Genomic DNA, 20,206 nt, shown 5'->3' with positions numbered 1-20,206 from the left:
GGTACTATGGACGGAATCGCTCTTTTTACAAGTCAAGGCTTGTATTTCATTTTTAAATGGATCCATTTTCTCGCAGGTGTTGCATGGATCGGGTTACTTTGGTACATTAATTTTGTACAAGGTTCTTTCTTTGCGGAAACTGACGCGGATACAAAGAAAAAAGCGACTCAACAATTGGTTCCAAGAGTTCTTTGGTGGTTTCGTTGGGGTGCGATGTTCACTTTCCTTAGCGGCTGGTGTATGATCATTCATCAAATTATAAACGGAGCTACTCTTTCTAGCGGTCAATGGCTTGTGGTGATTTTAGGCGGCGGATTACTCGGTTCTTTGATGTGGTTTAACGTTTGGTTTGTAATTTGGCCTGCGCAAAAAGTTGTAATTGCATCTGCAAAAGGAGAGACTACGGAAAATCCGGCTCCTCGCGCTGCAAGAGGTCTTTTAGCTTCTAGAACAAATACTTTACTTTCTATTCCAATGTTGTTTTTAATGGGAGCAGCAAGAAATCTTTCTATTTCTTTTGATGTAACTAGCGCTAAAGCTCATACGTTTTTAGGACTGATTTTAGGAATTCTTGCAATTGTAGAAATCAACGCGTTAACCGCAACACCGGAAAGCACTACTTTTAAACCAATCAAAACAGTTAAAGGTGTAATTACTTCCGGATTTATTCTTTGTTTAATTATCTACGTTTTACTTGAGGCTCTTCTTTAATTCATGAAGATCGGTAAAAATCGGGGCGGGTTTTCCCGCCTTTTGACTATTTGTATTTTTTCGATTCTTATTTTAGCGAATTGTAAAGAAGACGAAAATCTTTCTCCGGAGCAAAAAATGATTTCTCAAGGGAAAGGATTGTATATTACAAATTGTTCCTCTTGCCACAATCAAAATCCCGCCTTAGACGGTGCTGTTGGACCTGCGGTTAGAGGATCAAATTTTGAATTATTAAAAGCGAGAATTGTAGAAGGAACGTATCCTTCCGGTTATACTCCCAAACGTACGAGCAAGGTTATGAACAGGTTGCCTTTAAACGACGAACAGATCCGTAGTATAGAAGCTTTTTTGAATATACCTTAATTTCTTCCGATGGAATCCCGGACATTTCTCATAATATCCACAATCTGAGAATGAACCTTTCCGTTGGATACGACTACCTCGGAATTACCGGAAAGAAAATGTTTTCCGTTAAAATCGGTCAATTTACCACCGGCTTCCATCAAAATGACGGAACTGGCTGCGGTGTCCCAGAGTTTGACTCCTTTTTCCCAGATACCGTCTAACAATCCTTCTGCGACCCAGCAAGTATCTAAAACGAAAGAACCGGTTCTTCTCATGGATCTGCCGCAGCTGATGAACGCGGTTATATCGGAGATGACTTCGTTTAATATTTCTTTTCTGTTTGTTGGAAAACTTGGAACTAACATCGCACGGGCGAGAGATTCTGTGCTGGAAACGTCGATTCTAAGTCCGTTTTTAAATGCGCCTTGAGAGAGGATTGCAGAATATTTTGTATTTAGGCCTGGAGCGAATACGACTCCGGCAACCGGAGATTCTCTGTGTTCGAGTCCGATTGAAACACAATAAAGTGGAATTCCTCTTACAAAATTCATTGATCCGTCGATCGGGTCTAAAACCCAACGAAAGGAATTATTTCCTTCATGTTTGTAGTGGTCTTCGGAGAGAATAGAATCGGAAGGAAAATTTTGTCTTAAATATTCTACGATAAACTTTCCCATCATTTCATCCGCTTTATGAATCTGATCTCTTTCTTCGGTTTCGGTTGAAAAAGAGAAAGTTTTTAAATCTTTCTGAAGTTTCAAAGCCGATTCGATAAAAATACCGGATACGGATTGAACGGATTTGATCCTACGTTTGACTTCCTCTAACGGAAAATCAATAGGAGGGGCAAGCGGATGTTCCATGGGTTTCTCTTCAAAAAGATTACTTTCGTTTTAGGATTTTCCAAAGCATATTTCCGGAAGGAGTTATACCTCTTTCCGTTTCGAAGGAACGAAGCCATTCGTGCAAAGGTTCCTGGTTCATCAAATTTATGGTCATGCTTTCCGGCGACAATAAAAGATCAATCAAATGCCGGAAGGTTTCAAATTGATTGAAAATTCTTTCTTGAGAACTTTCTAAAAATCTGGAACTAATCGTATGAAGTTCCACATCGATTGGTTCAAAAACCTTGCCTGGCTTCCAAATTTCTTTATTTATGTTTAAAATCGAATGGATCATAGAAATCTGTTTAGAATAATCTACGTCGTCGAAAAGTTCAGAATAAGTATGTTGTGATTTGTTATAAGAGGAAACGGAATCGACATCTATCATAAATTCTGTCTCTTTATATCTTCTGGTTAAAAAATCTACCAAGACCTCGTTCTGGAATTCAAAAGATTCTAAGGGAAGAATTCTTGCCGAAAAATAGATTCTCCGAGTTCGAACGGCCGCCGTTTTTCCCTGCATAGGTTGTTTGACGATCATCGAAGTTGGAGCGCCGCCTAAATACGTAAGTATAAAGCTTACTACAAATACGAACTTTTTATTTTGATTTTCTTCTGAAGAATGGATTTCTTTTACTAAAAAAAGTTGGTTCGAATTTTTTTTCGGCTTAGGAATTGGAAGTACGTTACATCCTTGAATCAATTCCGGAATGAGTTGTTCTGCTTGTAAAAGAAATTCTTTTGCGGCTGAAAAGTCGATTTCATAAACCGAAGTAGATGGAAGAATAAAATTTTCTTCAAATTCTAAAAATGGAGTATGTAGATTATCTACAAAAATTTCATGAGGACGATTTTGTCCGGATATGGAAGAGAGAATTTTATTTAATTCTTCAATTTGAATCAGTTCCAATGGATTTATACCTGTTTCATTTTGTTAAGCGACATGATAAATTCTCATAAATTTTTTGATCTAAAAAAATTTTTACCATAAAAATAACGTAAGGCGTGTTTAAAACACATTGGAATCTGTAAAATTCAAAAAAGAATCATCATCTAATTCAGTTTTTGCGTAAAATCACCGTTTTAGGGATCATCATAAAAATTAAAAATTCATTTTATAATTCTCCTACTGTAATGTAAGTTCATTATTTATTTTTAGAAAGAATTCTAACTTCATAGGGATCTAAAATTCTTAAACCTGCAAGACTTTTCTTTCCGGAATGATTGATAAAGATTTCATAATTTTGTTTTCTTCCTGATCTAAAAATTTTCTCAACGTTCGGCCCGTAGAAAATGAATGGGATTTTCACTTCCTTTAAAATACGTCTATAAAGAAGAACAAAACTCAAAGGTTCTAAAGAAGATCCAACGTAAATGACTTTTCCTTTATGATAACGATTTGCAGTGATTACGGGACTTCCTTTGTAGAATTTTTTTCCATCCGTATAACGGGCCCAAACTTCTGCCGTGGTAGGTTCTAAAATTTCACAAATTTTAGAACAGGTTCCCGGAAAAAAACGAAATCGAAATTTGACTTTTTGATTTCCTACCGATTCAAACTTTCGAACTTTAACCCCAGCCATTTCCGCAAACGGTCCCGGAATTTGAGAATCGTACATCCATCCGTTTAAATCTTTTGCTCCGGTTCTAAAACCTAAAACCAAAGTTCCGCCTTCTTTTACAAATTCTTCCAAACGTTTAAAAACAGTCTCGTTGACCATTGTATACATAGGAAGTATTATAATTTTATAATCTTTGAAATCAATTTTAGAGGCGGGACGAAAATGGGTATTTACGTTTAACACGTTCATACCGGAAAACCAAGTCGCCATTTCAATATCGTAACCGACTTGAGACCAAGGTACGGGGGAGAATTTTAATCCGGTTGAAATCGGTTGGTGTTTCCAGTTTCTAGCGTTTTCTATATCGTGAACAACAGCAACCTCAGCCGGAAATAATTCTTCCGTAAAATCCTCCGTGTATTTGTTAATTTCTTGAATCCCTTTTTGAAGCTCGTGATAACGTTCCGTCTTTTCTTTATCGTGATCTAAAATCCCGTAACAAAGTTGTTCCTGGCCGAAACGAGCGGTTCTATATCTGAAAAAGTAAATCGCATTTGAGCCGTGTATGATGGAATGTTTCATCCAAAGTTTGGTTTGTCCGGGAGCCGGAAGATAACCAAGTAAATCGTGTCCTTGAAAACCGGAAATTTGTTCCATAACAGTAAACGGAAGATTCTTTAGACCTCGATTGTATTGTTGCATCGCCGAGATAAACGGATGAGGAAACGGAGCTTCTTGTTCTCCCCAAGTAGGATAATTGTCCCAAGAAACGTAATCTAAATAAGCGGCTAACTCCGCCATGTCGATGATTGGTAAAAATGGAGAAGGATAAAGATTAGTTGTGAGAGGTCTTCCGACCGAAAATTTTCTAAGAATCCGTGCCTGAAGTTTTACGAAATCGATGATCGTATCCGAATGAAATCGATAAAAATCCTGAATCAAAGAAGGATGAAAGTTGCTCGCAATGGGGCGGCTTGGGATTGGAACTTCTTCAAAAGAATTAAAAATCATTCCCCAAAAAACATTTCCCCAAGTTTCATTTAAGTTTTGAATCGTTTTGTATTTGTTCTTTAACCAAATTCGAAAAGCTTTTAGAGATGTTTGAGAATGGTCTATATCGGAACCTTCGTGTCCGATTTCGTTATCGATCTGCCAACCGATTACCGTTGGATGGTTTCCAAAATGTTTTGCCATTGCAGTCACAATTTTTACAACCGCCTTCCTATAGTTAGGTGAAGAAAAACATGCCTGTCTTCTCGTGCCGATCGTCCTTTGAATTCCGTCTCTTTCTTGGATTATGTCTGGAAATTTTTTAGCAAGCCAAGGAGGAAAGGTCGCCGTGGGGGTTCCTAAAATTGCGGTCATTCCGTTCTTTTGGATTAAATTTAGGATGTGATCAAAAAAAGAAAAATCGTACTTCCCTTCTTTAGGTTCCATCATAGCCCAAGCAAACTCTGCAAGACGAACCGAACTCAAACCCATTTCTTTCATGATAGAAATGTCTTCTTCCCAATCTTTTCGAGTCCATTGTTCCGGGTAGTAATCGGCTCCGAATATCATTTCGTTCTCCTTTCTTTCGAAAGAAATTTCATCAAAGGGAAAATCTGAAAAGAAAGAAAACCGTTCTTCTAGGTTGTCTAAAATAAAAAATACTGTCTTTTCTAGAAAAGTCTGAGAGGATACAAATGACGCGAATTACAACACGCCTACACCTCGACTTTCATTTCTCGCCAAAAAGGATTTCATGCACAATCAGGATTCATTGATATACGGAATTTTACCCGATGTTCACTTTCGATATTCAGTCGCCGAAATTTCTTATTCCGTTACGGCGGCTTCCAACTTACATAACTTAGATGATTCAAGTACGGAACTCCTTGCAAGAACTATGATTGGCGCCTTTTTTCTGGCCGACCAAGTTAAAGAAGATACAAAAGTAAGTTTGCAAATTCAGTTTAACGAGGATTCTTCCACACATTCTGTACTTGCTTATAGCGATAGGCAAGGAAGAATGAAAGGAGTTCTCAGAGAAAGACCGGAAGAGGATGTGGAACCGACCAAAGCAATGGAAGATTATTCCGGAGTAATGAAAGTGTTTCGTTGGAAGGACGGTGCTTGTATCTATCAATCCGTAGTTCCCTATCTCAATCGAAGTTTTGAAGAGAATTTTAGAAATTATTTAAATAGTTCGGAACAAATCATCTGTTTCGTGACTCTATATATTCGAAAAAATGGGTTTCACTGGGACGTAAGAGGAATTCTGTTACAGTCATTACCTGAAGCAAAGGAAGAACATATTCAAAAAATTGCAGATCTTTCCGAAAAAATAGATAAAAACATAAACGATTTTTTAGGAAAGGACGTTTTCAATTGTCTGAATAAAATCGGTGAATCAACTCGTTCCGCAGTTCAAATTTTAGAAGAAGGTCAGCCTGAATTTCGTTGTGATTGTTCCGAAAATAAAATAAGGGAATTGATTCAAACGTTAGGGAAGGAAGAGGCAATGCAGATCGTGGACGAAGTTGGAATGATCGAAGTAACTTGCGAATTCTGTACTTCCGTTTATCGTTTTGAAAGAGCAAAGGTAACCGAATTGTTTTGAGGATGAATTGGAACTCGAATTTAAAAATCTAAAACTAGATGAACTTGATAAACCCGCCGAATTTCTTGCCTCACTGATTTTAAAGGAAGACCTTCATCCCGTTTTTTTATTTACGGGTGTTATGGGAGCCGGTAAAACTACATTTGCTTCTAAACTTGTAAAAAAAATTCTTCCGAACGCAAACGTTAATTCTCCCACTTATACCTTAATAAACGAATATTCGATTTCTAAAAAAACGGATCTAAGTTTAAATTTTCAAAATCAAAATATTTCGGCAAAAAATTTCATATCTAAAGAAAAATTCGATCAGGAAAAAATTCAAATTCATCATTTTGATCTTCACAGATTAAAATCTCCGGATGAATTAGAAGATCTAGGTTTTGAAGAAACTTGGGGAAAAGTTGGAATTTCTATAATAGAATGGTGGCAGGTCGCAAAAGAAGATTTGGATCTTTTGCCTTTAAAAATTGAAGTGGAGTTTAAAATTGTTTCTGAATATGAAAGAACTATTATAATCAAAAGTACTGATATAGAAAATTTTGCTTCTTTAAAAAATTTGTGGAAAAAAGTGAAAGGAAATCCTATATGAAAAGGATTTTATTTTTTGATGCGACCAATCAATGGATTTTAGTGGAATCTTTTCGTTTAAATCCGAACGGAGAATTAGAAACGATCGCTTCCTATTCTGGAATTCATCCCAGAGAATCTTCCAAACTTCTCATTCAAGAATTAAAAAGTGTTCTTCAAAAGTCGGATTGGAAAACCCCGGACTTGATCATAAGCGCTTTAGGCCCAGGTTCTTTTACCGGACTTAGAATTGCGGTTGCAACCGCCAGAAATTTATCTCAACTTTGGAAAATTCCAGCGATAGGATTTGATAGTTTAAACATTTATACTTCGTTCTATCATCAAGAAGCTGGGGATCCTGTGATCGTAGGAATAGAAGCAAAACAGAAAAAAATTTATTTTGGAATGGAAGATAACAGAGGTTTTTTCGGCTCGATTGATATTAAACCGGAAGATATTATCAGTAAAATTCCAGAAGATCGTTTGCAAACTTTTTTAACGTCTCAAAGGTATTCGGATCATCCAGATTTTTTTTCTGGAAATCCTATATTGGAAAATTTACCTTCCGCATTAGCTTTATTGAATCAAAATATAAACTTGATTCAGGAGGCTTTGGATTTTCCGGATCGATTCCCTTATTGGAAACTCGCACCTAACTACGTACGCGGAACCTATGTTGACGATAAGTCAACGATTTAGAAATTATGAATATAAAGAAAAAACAAATAACACAAAAAAAATCTAACAGAAAAAAGAAAACGTTTGATAAGTCCAATAAAACTAAAAAAGAGAGGACCGATGGTTTTCGTGAAAATGAAACAGGAAAAAAAATTCTAAAATACATTCAATCCAGAGCGGGTTCTGTAATTCAATTTAAGGATTTAAACGCGAAAATTCTGAGAGAAGAAAATCAAAATTCTTACGGTAAAAAAAGAGAAAAATGGGAGTTTCAAGAAAAAGAAAGAGAGATATTAGAAACCTTAAAAATTCTTGAAACAGAAGGATTGATCGAATTAGAAAAAAAGAATATTCTTATCAATCCGAATCAAAAACTTCAGGGAACAATTTCCATCAGTAAAAAAGGAGACGGTTTCGTAAAACTTTCTTCAGGAATCGAGATTTTTGTTCCAAGTCAATATACACAATCTGCCATTCAAGGTGATCTCGTGGAAGTTCGTCCTTACGGAGTTGGTAAAAAAAGAAGATTAGAAGGAGAAATCACGGAGATTCTTAGAAGAGGGCGAGACCTTTACAGAATGATCGTCACCGAAAAGGAACCTAAATTTATTTTCGGAAAACTTTTGGATATAGACGGAGAAGAAAAGGAAGGTTATATTCTTCGTAAGACAATTCTTACGGATCTTCAAGAAGAAATTCAATCCGGAGACGTTTTGATAGTTAAATTAAAAGAAGAAACGGAACACGAAAAAAATCTTTACGAGGTTCAGTTTTTACGTTTTGAATCGGATACCAAAGAAGATTTAGATCTGATGAGAATGTTAATGAAATATAATTATAATATTCTTTATCCTGAAAATATAATATTAGATCTTCCTGAAGAAGTGGACGAAAACACCGTGGACGATTGGGGTTCTCGTGTGGATCTTAGGAATCTGAAATGTATTACGATTGATGGAGAGTATTCCAAAGATTTTGACGACGCAATTAGTTTTGTAGAGGAAAAAAATCGGATTCGATTTTACGTACATATCGCGGACGTTTCTTATTACGTAAGACCGGGAAACGATTTAGACGAAGAAGCATACAATCGTGCTACTTCCGTATATTTAGGAAGTAGAGTCGTTCCTATGTTACCTCCTGAGTTGTCCGAAAATCTTTGTTCTTTGGTTGCCGGAAAAAACCGTCTGGCGTTTACCGTGGAGATGGAAGCCGATTGGAAAGGAAAAATCACTCACGCAAAATATTATAAAAGTATAATAAATGTAAAAGAAAGATATACGTATAATCGAGCCGAGTCCGAAATCCTATCTGGGGATTCCGATAATTGGATCTTTAGAATGAACGAGTTTGCCAAAATTCTTAGAGCAAAGAGAATCGAAGACGGAAGAGTGGATTTAAATTTGAAAGAAAATAAGGTGGTCACCGATTCCGAACACAATGTAATAGAAATCGCGGTTCAAGATAGGCTCCAATCGCATATCCTCATAGAGGAATTTATGCTTTCCGCAAATATTAAGGTTGCTGAATATATTCGTAAGAAAAAACATCCAACCTTATATAGAGTTCACGAAGCGATGAACGAGGAAAAAATAGAATCCTTAAACGAATTTCTTCAATTAAACGCCACTAAAACCTTACTCAAAGATTCTAGTTACGAATCCATTCGTTCGGTTCTAAAAGAGTTGGAGGCAAAACCTGCGGAAAGATTGTTTAACATGTTTTTATTAAGAACCTTTATGCAGGCTTATTATTCCGGAGAACATTTAGGACATTGGGGTTTGGGATTCGAAGACTACTGTCATTTTACGTCTCCAATTCGAAGGTATCCCGATTTGGTTTGTCATAGGGTTTTACAAAATATTCTTTTAAGTAAAAAACCTGTTTATACTTCTGAAGAAGTGACGACTTTTGGTCTACACTGTTCACATCAGGAACGTAAAGCAAGTGATGCAGAAAGGGACTATTATAAACTCAAAGCGTGTCGTTATTTAGAAAAGACCGGTATCAAAGAATTTTCAGCAACGATTACCGGTTGTAAGCCGCATTTGATTTTTGTGGATCTGGAAAATCCTGCCGTAGACGCTTGTTTACTTTCTTCTGAATTTACGGATGAAGGTGAAATTCGTTTAGAGACGGACTTCTCGTTTTATTCTAAAAAGTATTCTAAGATTTATACTCTTGGAGATAAAATCGAAGTAGAACTGGATCGAATCGACTATGAAGAAATTAAAATCTTTGTAAAAATGAAAAAATTCCAAAAGAAAGTATAGACAAATAAATTCTTTTCTAATATTCCTGCGGAACGGTTTTTTCTTAGTTTCGCAAGTCATTTAAAGTATTTTTGAATTTGATACAAAAACATTTCAAAAGTTTACGATGACTTATATTAAAAATCGAAATCACTCGAACCGTCCGTAAATGGGAGGTAAATTTGGAATCGTTTTTGCAGGAATCAATTTCACGAAGTCGTTTTTTAAAACTCATTCTAAAACTTTCGGCCTTTTTAATGCTTCCTGGATTAGGCGCTTGTTCTAACGGTTCTATTCCCAGGCTGAGGGGATTAAATGAAACTCAATATCTGGGTTTTAAATCCATAGGTGAAGTTTTTCTAAAAGGAAATCCAATTTTAGATTTTGATCTTGGTATTGCCGCTGACGATTATATATATGGACATCCAACTCCGATCGATACCGAAGACGTTCTTTTGCTTCTCGGAAGAATTCCTTCTTCCACGTTAGCTGCTCTTGTTTTCGATTTTTCTTTACAGTCTATGAGTTCTTTAAACGTAGAAAAAAGGGAAAAACGTTTATTGTCTTGGAAAACTTCTTCGTTTGGTTTAAAACGAGGGATTTATTCCATTTTAAGACAAACTTCCTTCTTTTTAGTTTCTAAAGATGAAAGAATTCAAAAATTAGCAGGATACGAGGGATAATATATGGGCGGCATACCGGCGGCGAATGATAAGATTATCACTCCAAAAAAACATAAGGAAATTATAAAAAAGGAAAATATTAAGAACGGAATCTGGGAATTGAATTCAGACGTAGTTGTGATTGGTTCAGGTGCTGGTGGTGCAGTTGCGGCCGCGACGCTTGCAAAGAGCGGTTGGAACGTGATCTTAATTGAAGAAGGTTCTTATTTTACTCCTGCTCAGTTTAATGGAAATGAATTTGCCTCTTCTGCTAGGTTATATCGTGATGCGGGTTTTATAATAACCGAGGAACAAACTCTTAGTATTCTACAAGGTAGAACGATCGGTGGCTCCACTACCGTCAACTGGCAGACTTCTCTTTATCCTCCGGATTATGTTACGGAGGAATGGGACCGTAGGTTCGGATTGAAAGGTTATTCTAGAAAGGATATGGATTTTTATATTTCCTCCGTTCACGAAAGATTAGGAGTTCATCCGGTTCCTCAAAATCTTATCAATGCAAATAATAATATTCTAATGAAAGGTGGAAAATCTTTGGGCCTTCATCCCGAAGTTCTAAATAACAATAATAGGGGATGTATTGGTTTAGGAAGATGTGGATTAGGATGTCCGATTAACGCAAAACAGTCCATGTTCTTAACGTATATCCCAGACGCGATCGAATCTGGAGCTACCGTAGTCGCAAACATGAAAGCGCAGGTAATTCATGACGGACCTACAAAAACGGTAATTGCGGATTTCACTCCCGATCCCTACGAAAAAACACCGGAAGTAGTCATTCAAAAACTTAAAATTTCCACAAAGGTAGTCGTGGTCAGCGCGGGTGCAATCGAAGGACCAGCACTTTTGCAAAGATCAGGTATAGGTAATGATTGGGTGGGAAGGAATCTAAAAGTGCATCCTACGAGCACGATCTTTGCCGTTTTCGACGAAAAGATCAATATGTATTCGGGCCCTCCACAATCTGCGGTCATTAAGGATGGACACAATCAGGAGAATACAGGTTACGGTTTTTGGTTGGAAGTAGCGCCTTTCCGACCTACGTTAGTCGCTTCTTTGATCCCTTTTTACGGATCGAAACAATTTGAGCAGATCGAAAAGTATTCTAATATGAACGCCGGAATCGTATTGGTTCGGGACGGATCCGACGGAGAAGCGAATGCTTCCGTAAAATGGTCTTTAGGAAGAAGGAAAGTTTATTTTGAACTCACTTCCGGAGACGGTAAAAATATGCTTCGGGGTTTGAAAATGTTGGCGGAAGTGCAGGTCGCAGCTGGAGCCAAAGAACTCATCTTTCCGTTTACGGATATGGAAACTCCTGTTCTTGTGGATCGTAATACTAAATTCGATTGGATCTTGGAAAAAAAATTCAATCCTGGAAGTTTAGTGGTAGGCTCTGCACATCCTCATGGATCGATTCAAGCCGCCAATTCTCCTGAAAAGGGAGCCGTGGATTTGAATATGGAATTGTACGGTCATAAAAATATTTATGTGATGGACGCTTCCGTATATCCAACGGGTCTTTCCGTCAATCCACAAATTACTACGATGAGTTTGGTACTTCGAGCTTCTCAATCACTTGCTTTGAAAAAATCTGAAAAATTGAGTCGATCCTAAAATAATCAATAACGTATAAAATTCGTTAAAACGAAAAGAAAGGATTTTTGGGATATTCTAGGAAATTTATTATAAACCGATTGAAAAAGAGATCACAAATTCACTTTTAAAAAAGATTTCCTTTCTGATATTTGGTTCTATGGCTTTTCGAATTTTGTTTTTTTCGATTTTTTTGTATTCTTTCTCTGCCTCGTTGTATGCAGATTTGAAAGAAGGTAAAAAGGCTTACGCAAGAAAGGACTTTTCCAAGGCCATGGACGAGTTCCAAAAGTTTAACGATACGAATCCGACTTCTGGCGAAGCTTGGATGTATATGGGTTATATCTACGAATATAGAAGAGATTATCCAAAATCCATTCAAAGTTTTAAAAAGGCGGTGAGTCTTAGTTTACCTAAAAAGGATCTAGTCAACTGCTATCAAAAGATCATTCTCTATTTTAATTATCAAAGGGATTATCACGAGGTAATTTCTTATTCCAATCGACTTTTAAAAATTAGTCCTGATTTATCGCATATTCAAAAAATTAGATCTACTGCCGAGGAGAGACTTTCCTCAGGTCATCACGTTGTACATCATCATCCTAAAAAACATTCAGAAGATACGGAAACCGTCGGACCTAGTAATGAAGAAGAATATCTTAAAATTCTTAAAAAGGAACCAAACGACACATCTGCTCGTTGGAATTTATCTCTCATTTACGCAAATCATAAAAAGTTTCAACAGGCGGAAACTTTACTGGAAGGGCTTGTAAAAGATTTTCCTGAAAAACACGATTATCTTTACAAATACGGAGTAATATTGATTCGATTGGAAAAATATTCGGAGGCACTCCGTGTTTTGGATAAACTTGAAAATAAAATCGGAAACGATAATGCCAAAATGTTATATTATGCAAATTTAAATCAAGCGGTCGCATATCATAAAATGAAACGTTATGAGGAAGCGGCCAAATATTATAGAAAATCTTATGCAGTTCATAGTACGGTTCAACCTTTGATCGGATTGACCAAACTCAAGTACGAAGTAAAAGATTGTGAAAATGCAATCAAAACCGCGGAGAAGGCGCTGGAATTTGGTGAAAGAACTCATGAAATTCGGATGTATTTGGCACTTTGTAAAATTCAAAATAAAGAAGAAACGGAAGGTTATGCGATTTTAAAGGAAATCGCTTCCAAGTTGGAAAAGGAAAATCCGGAATTTAAAAATCTTCCGGATGTTTACAACGATGGAATTTTAAAGTTAGCCCGTTATTATACAAATCGTGGAGAATATGAAAAGGCTCTTCGTTATTTTCATTCCGTTCAATCTTCCGAGGAAGAAGAAAGAGAATATCGTTTTTATCTAGGTAAAGCTTATTATTATACTGGAAAAATAGATCAATCGATTTTGCTTTTGGAAAAAGTAAACAATTCTTCGGGAGCTTATTATTTATTAGCAAAATGTTATGCAAATAAAGACGATCTTGAAAAAACCATGGAATACATCCGTAAAGCCGCAGAAATAAAACCAGCGATTTGGTCTGCTGCCGCAGAAGAAAAAGAATTTGATCGGTTTAAAGAAAAATCTACTTTTAGATCTTTTTTGGAAACTAAGGGTTCCGATAAAGAAACAAACCAAAATAATAATCAGGCTTTAGATAAGACTTAGATTTAGTTTTATATTAGAGTTATTGAAAAACTTCATAGTGGAATTGGTAAAACTGTTTCAATTTTCCATTTTAATGCAAAGAAAACAGGTAGAGAACTAATTCTTGAACAATTTTATTGTAGAATTTTCAGGAATTAAAAATAAGATTTTGTATCTTAGATTCTAAGTTTAAAAAATTGTATATTCAAAAAATAATATATAGTAAATTCTAAAGAAATTTATACTTTGCATAATTCGTTATGAACAATGTGAAAGAGATTATAGTAGAAATTCCGAACAAATTGGAAATGATCCATAGAGCGACATCGAGTTTTTTATTCGCCAAAATTTTCTAAAAGTATGAGTTTTTAGAATTTTTTCATAAAATCATGATTTGAGATAGTTCCTACATTTTAGGAATTGATCTTCAAATTCATTTCCAACTTTCTCTAGAAAAATAAATTTCCTTGTGTCAAACTCGTATAATTTTACACAAAAATTTTGGAGACAGACTTATAAATTTCGTAATCGGATTAGAGATTCTAAATCTACTTGGCCAGGAGCTTTGGGATCGTTCAAACAACAATAAGTAAAAATAGAACCAAAATGATCCGGAAATACCCTTGAAACTATTCCCAAAGAACCCATACAAATTCCGATCAAAAGTATATTCAATTTTTTGAATTCGTTTGATACAATTCTAAAAGAAGAAAGAAATTGAGTCAGTTCGTAAATAGAATTTGGGAATACCGCAAATTTATAAATTAAGGGGAGAATCGATTTATATTTTTCCGGTTTTAGATAAGAATCTTTACCAATCCAATCCCTAATTTCCTGTTCCGATAAGATTCCGTCGAATTTATGAACGGATCGAATCAGGCCAAAACCTTTGTTTAGGTTCGATTCAAAAAGATCATTATGACGGTTTAATTCCAAATCCAAATAATGAGCCCTGGGGTCGATTTCGGAAACTATTTTATGAAAATCTAATTCTTCTTTTTTTGCAGACGCTACTTGATCGGTGTCTTCCGGTTGTCTGTAAGTGAAAATACATTTCGTGTTCAGTTCTTCGATTTTATCTACTAGTTTTTGTCCGATGTTTTTAGGAGAAAATAGATCGAGGCGAATTTCAATTCGATCACAAAAAGGATGTTCTTTAAGAGAAAAAAATTCGTCTTCGTTAATCGTAAGAACGATCTTAAATTCTCGCTGATTCATAAATCAAAGACCTTTTTGTAAAAGGTCGTGGATGGAAACGATTCCAATCAATCTTTTGGAATTATCTACGATCGGAGCGACTGAAATCGGATTGGGTCTGGATTCCATCTGTTTTAAAACATCGTAGGCATTTGACCCAGATAAAAACAGAGTAGGATTTGAGTTCATCAATTGTTCCGCTGAAATCGAGGAATCCAATTTTCCTTCTTTTAATTTTTTACGAATGTCAAAATCTGTAATGATTCCTAAAAGTATTCCGCTTGAATCTGTAACTCCTGTAGCTCCTTGTCTTTTTACGGTGATTTCTGTGAGTATATTTTCTAACTTTGTATCCGGTAATACCTTGGCTAAATCTTTATCCTTTCTCATCACGTCGTCGATTTTCAAACTCAAACGTTTTCCAAGTCTGCCCGCTGGATGATAGAGTGCAAAATTTTCCCTTTTAAAATTTTTCAGTTCCATCAAACACATAGCGATAGCATCTCCTAAAATTAAAGCGATCGTGGTACTAGATGTAGGAGCCAACTCAAGAGGGCAGGCTTCTTTTAAAACGGGCGTGATCAGAACTACGTCCGATTCTTGTGCAAGTTTAGAATCTACGTTAGCCGTCATTGAAATTAATTTTGCGCCTATATTTTTAATCGTTGGGATTAGATTGAGTAGTTCTTCGCTTTCACCTGATTTGCCGATGGCTATGATAATGTCTTCACCCGAAATGATTCCGGCGTCTCCGTGAGCCGCATCTGCGGGATGTAGAAAAACGGAGGGTGTTCCTGTAGAAGACAAAGTAGAAGAGATTTTTTTTCCTACGTCTCCTGATTTGCCAACACCCGTAACGATTAGTTTCCCTTTGCAATCTAAAATTAGTTCGATTGCTTGTTTAATAGATGGATCTAAATTTTTTCTAAAATGGAGAATGGATTCTATTTCGATATCGATTGCTTTTTCTATCTTTTCAAAAATTGGATCCAAGAGTTTCCTCCAGTCTTAACGTTTTTATATCTAGAGTTACTGATGTCACCAAATTCATTCCGGGGAATTTAACGACGATTTGTTCTTCGTTTTTTCTTTGTATAATTTCGGCTTTAAATCCGGTAAACGGCCCTTCTTGAATGAGAACCTTTTTACCCGGCAAAAGTTTTTCCTGCATTTCAACTTGGATTTTATCCGGATACGTTTCTAAAAAGGTTTGTACTAAATTAAGATCTTCTTCGGGAATGACGTATGGTTTACCTAAGTAAAATACAAAGTGATGTGCTCCGGGTAATTGTAAAATTCTGACTCGATCTTTAAAGAACGAAATTTTTACAAAAATATAAGAAGGATACATCGGTTCTTCGATAACCTTCCAACGATCGGACCATTTTTTCTTTTTAGAAATGAGAGGAAGAAAACATTCGATCTTTCTTTCTTGGAATAATCGTTTTAACTTTTTCTCGGACCTAGGATTGGTATAAAGAACATACCATTCGTTAACGTCAGAATTCTCTATCATATATTTTAAAGGAAACCGGAATGATCAGGTTTGTTCCCTCTTGAAGATCGAATTTCCAAGTTCTTAAGGCTCTATTAAATTCGACTTCAAAGATCGAATATTTACAGGGCTGAAGGGTTCTTAAAATTTCCCCTTTTCCGCCAGACTTTATTCTTACTTCCCAAGAACAATCCGATTCCAGTCTTTGATCCAGAGCGCCTTGTGGAAAGTGAATTTCGTTCTTAAATTTTTCAATTTCCTTTCTTAAAGTTCCTTCGTTATTCGAATTTTCAGACATAAAAGACTTTGAATTTTTATTTGAATCGTCTTGTAAAAAACTGAAAGTTACCGTCGGAGTGGTTCCTTTTTTAAGATGAATTTTTAAATTTTCTATCTTTGAAAATTTTAGAAAAGTTATGGAATAAAAAAGAAATAATAGAATATGAATTAAACCCGAAATCAAAAACGAAAGCTTAATGCTCATAAACCTATCCTTTTTTTGTCGATCGGTATGGCAAGATTCCTGGAAAAGTTTTATTTAGATTTTTATCTGAAATCTCTATAAAAAATTTTATGATAACCGCAAGACACGTGGTTTTATACAAAATTGGAATTTATTTTAAACTTCAGATTTAAAAAAACGGTTCTTTTTCGTAAAATTTAAAACGACTAAAATTATTTCAGATAACTATATAACAGAGTACTCAAATGGGTTTTTGTAATAAAGATTCTACTTTAAGTTCTAAGTAGAAAAATTCTCATATTCGATTTGTTTTTGAAATAATCGTTTAATTTATGACAAACGAAAAAATTGACTGTTACTCATTTTATGATGATTTATATAGAATAAGCTTACATCAATTTTAGAGCTACTCAGAATTATATAATAGAATTTTTGAAAAATTCCATAGTTGCATTTAACAGAACTACTTTGATCGACCATTTCATGAAATAGAAACAAGATGGAAAATTAATTTTTCAACAATTCTAATAACATACCTGCGTTTTGTACTGAAACAAGATTTGCAGTACTCAATTTTATAGAAATCAGTAATATCACTTAAAGTTCAAATTCTGGATTTAAATGGAAAACATTAAAATTTAATGAAAGATATCCTTAAGTGATGGGATGGATTTTTACTGCTCGGACGCATGAATAGAATACTTGGGTTAGATTGTTTCAAAAATTTGAATATTTTGGTCCTGCTTTAAAATGCAGTAAATCCCGAATTTGCGGTATTTTTTAAGTAATACTATTTTTTTCGTAAATTCGGTCGTTAATAACTTGGTACTATTTTCATGTGTCCGGGTAGTAAGATAAAATTTAAACAGAAATTCGTTTTAAAAGTTTAAATGCAATAAAAACGATAAGTTTTTGAAGTAATTTCTAACAAAATTTATATTCAATTTTTATTGATCGTTTTTTATACGTTTTCGATTTGACGAGAGGGCCATTCTATATTTTTTTCTTTTGAAACATTATTTGAATTTCTTGTTTTAAATACTTCAGGTTTATTTTTGATGTAACGGATCATGAGAAAAAATCTTCCGATTACAAATCAAGAAATAAAAGTACCTATCAATTCGGTTCTGATTTCACGTACAGATATGAAAGGAAGAATATCGTATGTAAGTCAGGACTTTGCTAACATCAGCGGATTTTCCGAAGAGGAAATGTTAGGCGAACCTCATAATTTAATTCGCCATCCGGATGTTCCTCCCGAAATTTTTCGAGAGATGTGGGAAACGATTAAGAACGGAAATCCTTGGAGTGGAATCGTAAAAAACCGTACTAAGTCTGGGGATCATTACTGGGTAGATGCTACGGTTACTCCGGTGATGAGTGAAGGTGTGATTTCCGGTTATATGTCCGTTCGTAAAAAAGCGACTCAAGATCAAATCCAAAGGGCAGAGATTTTATTCTCTCAACTAAAAAATACAAAATCGTTCTTCTGGAAATTAGAAGAAGGCATTCAGATATTGTTCAAGAAATTGGGACTTTCCGGAAAGATTATCGTGTACGCCTTACTTGTTTTTGTTCCTTTATTGTTCGCAAATTTCGAATGGATTCGAAACGGTTTGGTCGTATTACCTCTGTTAGGAGTTATTTGCGGAAGTATAGGAATTCTTTTTTTGATCAAAACGATTTTAAATTATCGAAAAGAAATTCGAGAGATTATTTCAATTCAAAAAGAAATTGTATCCGGTAACTTCCTCATAGAAATTCCAGAAAAAAAAGGGAGTTCCGAAATATTTGAAATTCGTTCCAGTCTTAGAGTTTTTGTAATTAGCATTTGGGGTTTGTTGGTTCAAATCAAGGAAAATTTTGAAAAGAATCAGGAACTCTATCAATATCTTTCTCAGTCTAGTGAACAATTTCAATCTAAAACACAAAATCAGGCGGCTTCCGTGGAAGAAACCGCGTCCGCTTCTCATGAACTATCTTCGACGTTAGACGAAATTGTAAAATCAATTCATTTACAATCTACCGGTTTGACCGCAATCAACGACGGAATCGGAAAAGTAAACGAGTCGATCCAAAACGTATCTAAATCTATGGATAACCTTTCTTCTCAAACTTCTTCCGTAAAAGAAAAGGCTTCTCAAAGTGAAATAACTTTTGAAAAAGCAATTTTAGCAATGAATGAGATCAAAGAATATTCGAGCGGAATTTCAAATATTATAGGAATTATTACTTCTATTTCCGAAAAAACAAATTTGTTATCGTTAAACGCTTCCATCGAATCTGCGAGAGCGGGAGAAGCTGGAAAAGGTTTTAGTGTGGTGGCCGAAGAAATTTCAAAATTGGCTTCTCGAACTAGAGATTCTATCAAAGACATAGTCAATCTAATAGATAACACTACAAAGGCGGTTAATTTAGGTGCGGAGAAATTTCAAGAATCCTTATCCATTGTTAAACAACTTACGGATTATATAGGTGAAGTAAATTCTTCCGCTACAATCGTGAGAGCATCTTTATTTGCTCAGGCGGAAAAGTTGGGAGAGATTAGAAAGAATACGGATCAAGTCAATCAACTTGGTGAAGCCGTAAGCGAATCTTCCGGGTTTCAAAAAACGGCTTCTGATGAAATTTCTTTATCTATGCAAAACATTGCGGAAAGTTCGGAATTGATCGCAAGAACATCCGGAGAAATCAAACAACTCGTAGACGAATCCATTCGTAAGGCGGCTAAGTTATACGAAATCTTAAAACATTTTAAGACTTCTTAAAGGCCGTTGAATGCCCCTTACTAAGATTAGTATGATTCCTGAACATAAGACAGTTCGAAGTGCGATATTCTTGATTTGACGGCGCTAAGAAGGCCCAGTATCTCGCTTTCGACGGGCGCTCTTGCAGACTTAGACCATGAAACCCGTTTGTTGACTTTTTCGAACGACTCTGAGATTGAGTTTCGCAAAAATGTAGGAACTCCCACAAATCTATAATTTACGGTAGAACTTTGAAATGTAGGAACTCTCACCGAATTTTAACTATAAAAAATGAATATTTAACATGGGTGCGCATTAGAAAATGAGAAAGAATTTTCTAAAAGTGGTAGTTCCCACAATTTTAGTATTTACGACAATTTCAAGGTTTTGTAAGAGTTCCCACATTCATTTTTCACGATAAAACGAAATTTTAGGAAACAGATCCTTATACCGAACTCGCGTTATTTAACGTGAGCAGGAACGTAAGAAAAATTTTCTAAAAGTAATAGTTCCTACAATTTTAGAATTTGTTTGTAAAATCGTGATTTGAGGTAGTTCCCACGTTCTAAGATTATTTTGATAATCCATGTGATTTCTCAAACTCAGACAGCGGGAATTGTCTAAATTCTAAATGGAAATAAGTGGTAGTTCCCACATTAAGAAATTGATCTGTAAAGTTCAGATTCCAATTTTTTTCAGAATCGTGAGTTTCTTACTTTGAATTCACGCTAACAAAAGAATACTAAAAAAACTATAAATCATTCAATATGACGTTT

General features: G+C 35.4%; 17 protein-coding genes. 10 read left to right on the top strand and 7 right to left on the bottom strand.

What is annotated here, in order from left to right; genetic code table 11:
* The first annotated feature begins 6 nt into the window (after window positions 1-6).
* The gene (locus LEP1GSC049_RS208025) at window positions 7-711 is read left to right on the top strand and encodes a urate hydroxylase PuuD (protein ID WP_016561214.1); all 705 of its coding nucleotides are present in this window, start codon (window positions 7-9) and stop codon (window positions 709-711) included.
* A gap of 3 nt (window positions 712-714) precedes the next feature.
* Window positions 715-1,074 carry a c-type cytochrome gene (locus LEP1GSC049_RS208030; protein WP_004756838.1) on the top strand — a complete coding sequence of 120 codons (360 nt, stop codon included), beginning with the start codon at window positions 715-717 and terminating at the stop codon, window positions 1,072-1,074.
* On the opposite strand, the gene LEP1GSC049_RS208035 is transcribed toward LEP1GSC049_RS208030, so the two are convergent.
* The 3 genes from LEP1GSC049_RS208035 to LEP1GSC049_RS208045 form a co-directional block, all read right to left on the bottom strand.
* Entirely contained in the window at window positions 1,071-1,919 is an 849-nt protein-coding gene (locus LEP1GSC049_RS208035) for an inositol monophosphatase family protein (RefSeq protein WP_004754316.1), read from the bottom strand. The two genes, LEP1GSC049_RS208030 and LEP1GSC049_RS208035, sit on opposite strands and share 4 nt — an antisense overlap.
* 19 nt (window positions 1,920-1,938) lie before the next feature.
* The gene (locus LEP1GSC049_RS208040; protein WP_004754877.1) at window positions 1,939-2,850 is read right to left on the bottom strand and encodes an LIC_10030 family protein; all 912 of its coding nucleotides are present in this window, start codon (window positions 2,848-2,850) and stop codon (window positions 1,939-1,941) included.
* Window positions 2,851-3,085: 235 nt separating this feature from the next.
* Window positions 3,086-5,062, bottom strand: a complete 1,977-nt coding sequence (locus LEP1GSC049_RS208045) for a beta-galactosidase (RefSeq protein ID WP_004756677.1) — start codon at window positions 5,060-5,062, stop codon at window positions 3,086-3,088.
* Between the two features lie 184 nt (window positions 5,063-5,246).
* Here LEP1GSC049_RS208045 and LEP1GSC049_RS208050 point away from each other — a divergent pair, with 184 nt between their 5' ends.
* The 7 genes from LEP1GSC049_RS208050 to LEP1GSC049_RS208080 all read left to right on the top strand — a co-directional run bounded on the left by LEP1GSC049_RS208050 (window position 5,247) and on the right by LEP1GSC049_RS208080 (window position 13,549).
* Entirely contained in the window at window positions 5,247-6,104 is an 858-nt protein-coding gene (locus LEP1GSC049_RS208050) for an Hsp33 family molecular chaperone HslO (protein WP_004756779.1), read from the top strand.
* Between the two features lie 7 nt (window positions 6,105-6,111).
* Window positions 6,112-6,693: a tRNA (adenosine(37)-N6)-threonylcarbamoyltransferase complex ATPase subunit type 1 TsaE gene (gene tsaE / locus LEP1GSC049_RS208055; RefSeq protein ID WP_004755090.1), complete on the top strand. Its 582-nt coding sequence runs from the start codon at window positions 6,112-6,114 to the stop codon at window positions 6,691-6,693.
* Entirely contained in the window at window positions 6,690-7,370 is a 681-nt protein-coding gene (gene tsaB / locus LEP1GSC049_RS208060) for a tRNA (adenosine(37)-N6)-threonylcarbamoyltransferase complex dimerization subunit type 1 TsaB (RefSeq protein ID WP_004756606.1), read from the top strand. Before tsaE ends, tsaB begins: the two co-directional genes overlap by 4 nt.
* 5 nt (window positions 7,371-7,375) lie before the next feature.
* The gene (locus tag LEP1GSC049_RS208065) at window positions 7,376-9,622 is read left to right on the top strand and encodes a ribonuclease R family protein (protein ID WP_016561228.1); all 2,247 of its coding nucleotides are present in this window, start codon (window positions 7,376-7,378) and stop codon (window positions 9,620-9,622) included.
* Window positions 9,623-9,783: 161 nt separating this feature from the next.
* Complete coding sequence (locus LEP1GSC049_RS208070; RefSeq protein ID WP_004767427.1) at window positions 9,784-10,284, top strand: hypothetical protein; 501 nt, start codon at window positions 9,784-9,786, stop codon at window positions 10,282-10,284.
* A gap of 3 nt (window positions 10,285-10,287) precedes the next feature.
* A complete protein-coding gene (locus tag LEP1GSC049_RS208075) occupies window positions 10,288-11,901 on the top strand; it encodes a GMC family oxidoreductase N-terminal domain-containing protein (RefSeq protein ID WP_004754478.1) in 1,614 nt (537 codons plus the stop codon).
* A 139-nt stretch (window positions 11,902-12,040) separates the two neighbouring features.
* A complete protein-coding gene (locus LEP1GSC049_RS208080; protein WP_004753673.1) occupies window positions 12,041-13,549 on the top strand; it encodes a tetratricopeptide repeat protein in 1,509 nt (502 codons plus the stop codon).
* Between the two features lie 492 nt (window positions 13,550-14,041).
* Here the strand turns inward: LEP1GSC049_RS208080 and LEP1GSC049_RS208085 are convergent, their stop codons facing one another.
* The 4 genes from LEP1GSC049_RS208085 to LEP1GSC049_RS208100 are packed head-to-tail and all read right to left on the bottom strand — an operon-like array spanning window position 14,042 to window position 16,704.
* Window positions 14,042-14,746 (bottom strand): type I 3-dehydroquinate dehydratase, encoded by a 705-nt coding sequence (locus LEP1GSC049_RS208085; RefSeq protein ID WP_004753962.1) that lies wholly within the window; start codon window positions 14,744-14,746, stop codon window positions 14,042-14,044.
* 3 nt (window positions 14,747-14,749) lie between these two features.
* Window positions 14,750-15,718 (bottom strand): KpsF/GutQ family sugar-phosphate isomerase, encoded by a 969-nt coding sequence (locus LEP1GSC049_RS208090; protein WP_004754555.1) that lies wholly within the window; start codon window positions 15,716-15,718, stop codon window positions 14,750-14,752.
* Entirely contained in the window at window positions 15,702-16,241 is a 540-nt protein-coding gene (locus LEP1GSC049_RS208095) for a UpxY family transcription antiterminator (protein ID WP_004755462.1), read from the bottom strand. Before LEP1GSC049_RS208095 ends, LEP1GSC049_RS208090 begins: the two co-directional genes overlap by 17 nt.
* Window positions 16,225-16,704 (bottom strand): LIC_10042 family TonB-like protein, encoded by a 480-nt coding sequence (locus LEP1GSC049_RS208100; protein WP_004754171.1) that lies wholly within the window; start codon window positions 16,702-16,704, stop codon window positions 16,225-16,227. The genes LEP1GSC049_RS208095 and LEP1GSC049_RS208100 overlap by 17 nt, the downstream gene beginning before the upstream one ends.
* 1,049 nt (window positions 16,705-17,753) lie before the next feature.
* Here LEP1GSC049_RS208100 and LEP1GSC049_RS208105 point away from each other — a divergent pair.
* Window positions 17,754-19,451: a methyl-accepting chemotaxis protein gene (locus LEP1GSC049_RS208105; RefSeq protein WP_004754144.1), complete on the top strand. Its 1,698-nt coding sequence runs from the start codon at window positions 17,754-17,756 to the stop codon at window positions 19,449-19,451.
* Window positions 19,452-20,206 lie beyond the last annotated feature (755 nt).

The sequence above is a fragment of the Leptospira kirschneri serovar Cynopteri str. 3522 CT genome (assembly GCF_000243695.2).
GTDB classification, from domain to species: Bacteria; Spirochaetota; Leptospiria; order Leptospirales; family Leptospiraceae; genus Leptospira; species Leptospira kirschneri.
The sequence above is the reverse complement of the archived record's forward strand: the minus strand, read 5'-3'. Positions and strand labels throughout refer to the sequence as shown.